The sequence below is a fragment of the Halobaculum sp. EA56 genome, assembly GCF_051195075.1.
Classification (GTDB): domain Archaea; phylum Halobacteriota; class Halobacteria; order Halobacteriales; family Haloferacaceae; genus Halobaculum.
The window spans coordinates 1-5,282 of the sequence record NZ_JBNTJX010000050.1 but is presented as its reverse complement, the minus strand read 5'-3'; the positions used below and the strand labels follow the sequence as shown (position 1 = coordinate 5,282).

The following is a 5,282-nucleotide window of genomic DNA, read 5'->3' as shown; positions in this document are numbered from 1 at the left end:
GTCCGGTGTTTGCAGACGCCTTTCGCGTCGCCATGCTCCCACTCGGCAGCGTCGACGACACGGACGTCGATATCGAGCGTAGCTGCTGCATCAAGGAGCGCTGGCACCAGGTCGTCGGCGTCACCAGCTGCCTCGGTTTCCAGCTCGGGGAGCGGTTCGCCCTCGGTTTGAGACACATCGAAGACTGCCGTTGGTTTGAATCCAACCAGTCCTTTCGACCACTCCTCGGGCGGCGTCTCGTCGTACTCACAGTCACTGTCCTCGTGGTAGCTCGGCGAGTTCTCGCATTCCGGGCACTGCTTGGTGATGATCGGCGCCCAGATCCAGATGGCCGACTCACCCTCCTTGACGTGGCGGTCGAACTCCTCCTGCCACGTCCGGTAGCCAGCCACCCGGCTCGCCTCGGGACACTGTCGCTTGATGAGGAGCGTGTTCCGGTAGGAGTAGTCGTGGAAACGACTCTGGACATCGAGCCACTCTTGGAACTCTTCGCTGGCCTGCGCGTCGTCGACGCCGGCGACAAGGTCGTCGATCCACTGTTCGATGGTACTGTTCATCTCGTCTGATCGCGTGTCGGTCTGGTCGAAGGAGACCGACGAGTCTCTGGTCGTAGACATCGTGATCACCGAATCGAATTCACGGCGACTGCGTCTGTTCAGACCGCACCGCACCCTTCAGGGGCGTCCAAAAAACCGCTCTGTCGGTTAGCGGAGCTCGTGACGTTCGTCTGCAAAGCCGACCGTAACGAGGTACTCGAGGAACTCGTCGAACTGCTCGACGTCACTGGGCGTGTCGGTCGCAAGATGACGCGCCCACTCGATGGCCCACTGGAAGGCGGGATCCGTGCCGCCCTTGCCGTGAATGTACCACCACCGGGCCGCCTTGAGAACCACTATGGGATTCGTCGGCGGCTGCTCACCGGCGAGCCCACGGGTGATGGATTCGATTTCGTCGGGGACGTCGGCTGGATCGACCTCCGCTGATTGCGTGTTGTCGATATCGACGGGAATATCGTCGACCGAGACGTTGTCGGGACTCTGTTGTTGACTCACTGGAAGTCACCTCTGAGAGCTTTCGAAGGAGCCCTCGCCCTCTCTGGGGGCACGAAAAACAGGTCGCGAAGTCACGCCGGCGGGAGGTAGACGCTCTGATCGCCGGCGATTTCCTCTAGATTGTTCCGATGACGGTGGCTGAAGTAGCACTCGTAGCTGCAGTATCCACAGATTGCGCCGGTATCGTACTCGGCGACGTACGGGCCGCGGCGGGTTCGCCAGACGTTCGTCCCGCACTCGGTACAGGCGGCGTCCTCGAGATCGGCAGGGCTCGGTCCCTCGTACTCGACGTTGAGCCCCTCGTCTTGCGGTGTCGTTTCGGGCCAGATTCCGTGCGCCCTCCAGAACTCACGGACCCGAGCGAGGCTGTGGCGCACCGTCTTTCGGACGGTGACGTGGTCGGCGTCGCGACCGCTGTCGTCCCAGCCGTCGGCCGTCCAGAACTCACCGAACTGTGCGCCGCGATGCAGCCCGTTCCAGTCGACGCCGACGATATCGGCCGGTGGCTCGTCAGTGAGTGTCGGTCGGGTCAACTGTCGAATAGCGTCGAGCTGCTTGGGCGGACTCCCGCCGAGAATGTGGACGCGCCGCCCTCTCCAATCGGCTGGATCGGAGAAATCGTGGGCCAGGCGGTCGGCGTATCCCCGTGAATACCCGAGGACGAGGTTCTCAGGTATCGCGTCGATCACCGCCCGCGACTTCGGAACGACGATGAGCTCAGCTTCGGGGTAGCTCGCTTGGATTTCACGAGCAGCAGCGACGTGGGCGTCGACGTCGTCGATTTCGTCGACGTCCCCGATGACCCCGACACGTGGTTCGTACTCGAAAAAGCGGTCGACGAACCGCTCCAGATCGGGATCCCGAAAATCGTTGTCGAGCATCCCGACAGGAATCTCGAGGTTCAGGTACTGGTCCGTCTGGTACCCACAGTCTTCCCGAAACCCGGGGAGAAATCCGAGGGCGAGAGAATCGGCGACGAATGGGGCTCGATGGAGGAACGCCACATGGTCCGCTTGTCTGGCGACAGCGATGTCGCTAGCCGTGCTGGAGTCTGGACTCAAACCGAGGGACATAACGGAACTCGCGAGGCGGCTGTTGGTCGCCCCGCGCCCATTCAGGGGCCCGAAAAACCGCGGCACAGCATATTAACCAACAATAGGGAAACTCACGCGGAGTGTGTTGGTTAAGGACAGCGCTTACCCTTCGTCCTCACGCAACTCTTCAGCTTTCCACTTGAGCCGGCGCAGAATCTGCGTTCGATTTTGGTGGGCGTTCTCGTAGGCTACACACTCTTGCAAGGTTTCCATATCGGGAATCGTCGCGATCCCTGCCTTGATCAGGCCCGTGTTCGGTGCTTCCAGACGCTTCTCTGGAGGGAATTCGTCGCTCTCTTCGTCGTCAGTGGTTCCCATCTCAAAGAGCCTCCACCCCTTTGGGGCCGACACAAACAACTCTCCGGACGATAATGTCCACCTCTAATAGAGATGAAACCGATACAACGGTTACCGTAATGGTCATTCCCCGCGAGTGTTTACAGGCCCGCATGGAGCGAAAGACGATCTCAGTCACCGGGATGTCCTGCAACGGGTGCGAACAGAACGTGGAGACCGCCCTGCGAAACCTCGATGATGTGAATCGGATCGAGGCCGACCACGAAGCTGACACGGTCGACGTGGTCCTCGAGGATGGAGTCTCAGACGACGACGTGAACGCGGCAATCGAACAAGCTGGCTACGACGTAGTGGCTTAATCGGCTGTCACTCGGCCGTCTCCACGCTCGCCGTCGGTGCGGTCGTCGAGGGCGAACTCGGTGTTGACACCCTCGCCGGAGAGGAGCTGACCAGCGAAGCTGTTGGCGAGGACGGCCGAGACGGACAGCACCATCGCGAGCATCGCGAACACCGGGTGAACGAGCCCCGTGGTCGCGGCGGCGACACCGACCCCGTTGAACGCGAAGGCCGTCGCGAGGTTCTGACGGGTCTTCCGGTAGCTCTCGTTCCCGATCTCGTAGGCGTCCATCACGCCACCAAGCCGGTCGCCCATCAGGACGATGTCCGCCGATTCGATGGCGATGTCGGTCCCGGCGCCGATGGCGATCCCGATGTCGGCCTGCGTGAGTGCGGGAGCGTCGTTGATGCCGTCGCCGACCATCGCTACGCGGTGACCCTCGTCCTGCAGGCGACCGATCTCTTCGCGTTTCTCGTCGGGCAGCACGTCGGCCATGACGCGGTCGATACTGACCTCCTCGGCGACCGCGTCTGCGGTGCGCTCGTTGTCTCCAGTGATCATCACGGGCGTGATGCCGGCGTCTCGCATCCGTTGGATGGTCGCAGCGGCGTCGCTCTTGACCTCGTCACCGATACCGATCAGACCGAGTAGGTCACCGTCACGAACAACTCCGGCAACGGTGAGGCCGTGGCCCTGAAGTCGCTCGATGTCGTCGCTCCCCTTCGACAGGTCGATCCCCTCGTCGCTGAGCCATCCCGGTTTCCCGACCAGCACGTCGTCGCTGGCCACGGTTGCCCGGACGCCCTTGCCGGTCACGGAGTCGAAATCATCGGGGTCAGCGTACTCGACATCTTGCTCGTCGGCGAACTCGAGGATCGCATCTGCGAGCGGGTGTTCAGAGAAGGCCTCCGCGCTAGCCGCAGTCGTGAGTACATCCACCTCGTCGGCACCGAACGCGACGACTTCACTGACGGCGGGTTCGCCGACGGTGATGGTGCCGGTCTTGTCCAACACGATGTGGTCGACGTCGGGAAATATCTGGAAGGCGTCACCGGAGCGCATCAGGATGCCGCGGTCGGCGGCTTTCCCGCCGCCTCGGATGAGCGCCAGCGGCGTCGCCATCCCGAGCGCACACGGATAGCCAAGCACGAGGACCGCCAGCGCTGCGAACGCCCCGCGCTGGACGTTGGGGTCTGCCCCCCACGCGAGCGGTGCAACCACCCAGAAGAGGAACGACAGCCCGGCAATCGACAAGACACCCGGGACAAAGTACTTGAGCACGCGGTCGGCGAGCTGGATGATGCCGGGTTTCATCGCCCGCGCCTCCTCGATTTCGCGGGCCACCTGGTTCAGAAACGCGTCCTCGCCGGTGGCGGTCACCTCGACGAGGAGCGTGCCCGTCTCGTTGACGCTACCGCCGATCACTTCGTCGCCTGTGGATTTCTCTTCGGGAATCGACTCGCCGGTGGCGACCGACTCGTCGACCGTGGACGCACCCTCAACGACCGTACCGTCGACGGGAATGTTCTCGCCGGGCTTGACCCGGACGCGATCACCGACGTCGAGGTCGTCGACAGGGACCTCTTCGACACCACCGTCATCACTGACGCGGCGTGCCGTGTCGGGCTGGAGGTCGAGAAGGCCTTGGACGGCTTGGGAGGCCCGAGTGCGGACGATGAGGCTGGTGTACTCCGAGAGGATGTGGTAGGTGGTGATGAACACCGAGACGGCGAAGAAGTGGACGGTCGGGAAGCTCGGGAACACGAACAGGCCAAGCAGTCCCCCCACGAGCCCGGCGAACGCGCCCGCTTCCAGAAGGACGTGCTGGTTGAAGATCCCCCGGCGCAGGCTCTGGTAGGCTTTCTTTTTGATGTATCGTCCTGGGCCGAACATCGTCCCGAGTGCCAGCCCCAGAGTCACTATATCCATCGCGAGAGAAACTGACTCGAAGCGCCCCATCACGACAATCATCCATCCCATCAGGGCAGCGACAACGATGGATGCGCCGCCGGCGAAGAGGAGGCGGCGCTTGCCGTCGGCGAGTTCGGCCTGCTGTTGCTCGTACCGCTTCGCTTTGTCCGGGTCGCGGATGGTGTACCCGAGATCTCGGAGCGTGTCCTTCACCTCGACCCCGGTCAGGCGCTCATCGTCGTATTCGACGAGGACCTCCTCGTGGGCAAGGCTTACGTCGACGTCCTCGACGCCGTCGGTTCGACTGTAGGCCTTCTTGATGCTCTCGGCACAGAACGAGCAGGACATTCCCCCGACGTTGAATTGTTCGTGTGTCGTTCCCATCGTGCCTATTGATTATCGTGCGACGCGGATAACCATTATGACGAAACTCATAGCGGTTTCGAAGTACTGATACTGCTGTCGGGAGCGTGGCGTTACTCTTACCGTCGTCGTCCGCTTACCTCGTCACAATAATGGCGCTCCTCGAATCTGACGTGCCGATCCGCGAAGTCGTGACGACGGACCCGGAGAAAGCGAAGGCACTGGAGA

The 5,282-nt window shown here is 62.3% G+C and carries 6 protein-coding genes and 1 pseudogene; 2 read left to right on the top strand and 5 right to left on the bottom strand.

From position 1 onward, the window contains the following. The 4 genes from ACQUQ1_RS21635 to ACQUQ1_RS21620 all read right to left on the bottom strand — a co-directional run. The coding region (locus ACQUQ1_RS21635) for an ArdC-like ssDNA-binding domain-containing protein (RefSeq protein ID WP_435066284.1) at positions 1-617 on the bottom strand (617 nt) is incomplete at its 3' end. 87 nt (positions 618-704) lie between these two features. Further along, positions 705-1,052 carry a hypothetical protein gene (locus tag ACQUQ1_RS21630; RefSeq protein WP_089649951.1) on the bottom strand — a complete coding sequence of 116 codons (348 nt, stop codon included), beginning with the start codon at positions 1,050-1,052 and terminating at the stop codon, positions 705-707. Positions 1,053-1,123: 71 nt separating this feature from the next. Next, a complete protein-coding gene (locus ACQUQ1_RS21625; RefSeq protein WP_011222476.1) occupies positions 1,124-2,125 on the bottom strand; it encodes a DUF6610 family protein in 1,002 nt (333 codons plus the stop codon). Positions 2,126-2,248: 123 nt separating this feature from the next. Then, on the bottom strand, positions 2,249-2,464 hold the full coding sequence (locus ACQUQ1_RS21620; RefSeq protein ID WP_089649990.1) for a hypothetical protein: 216 nt from the start codon (positions 2,462-2,464) through the stop codon (positions 2,249-2,251). Between the two features lie 131 nt (positions 2,465-2,595). On the opposite strand from ACQUQ1_RS21620, the gene ACQUQ1_RS21615 reads away from it, so the two are divergent. Further along, positions 2,596-2,802 carry a heavy-metal-associated domain-containing protein gene (locus ACQUQ1_RS21615; protein WP_049938502.1) on the top strand — a complete coding sequence of 69 codons (207 nt, stop codon included), beginning with the start codon at positions 2,596-2,598 and terminating at the stop codon, positions 2,800-2,802. Here the strand turns inward: ACQUQ1_RS21615 and ACQUQ1_RS21610 are convergent. Next, a complete protein-coding gene (locus tag ACQUQ1_RS21610) occupies positions 2,799-5,075 on the bottom strand; it encodes a heavy metal translocating P-type ATPase (RefSeq protein WP_011222473.1) in 2,277 nt (758 codons plus the stop codon). The two genes, ACQUQ1_RS21615 and ACQUQ1_RS21610, sit on opposite strands and share 4 nt — an antisense overlap. An 86-nt stretch (positions 5,076-5,161) precedes the next feature. Here ACQUQ1_RS21610 and ACQUQ1_RS21605 point away from each other — a divergent pair. Next, positions 5,162-5,282, top strand: a pseudogene (locus ACQUQ1_RS21605) (transcriptional regulator); the annotation flags it as partial.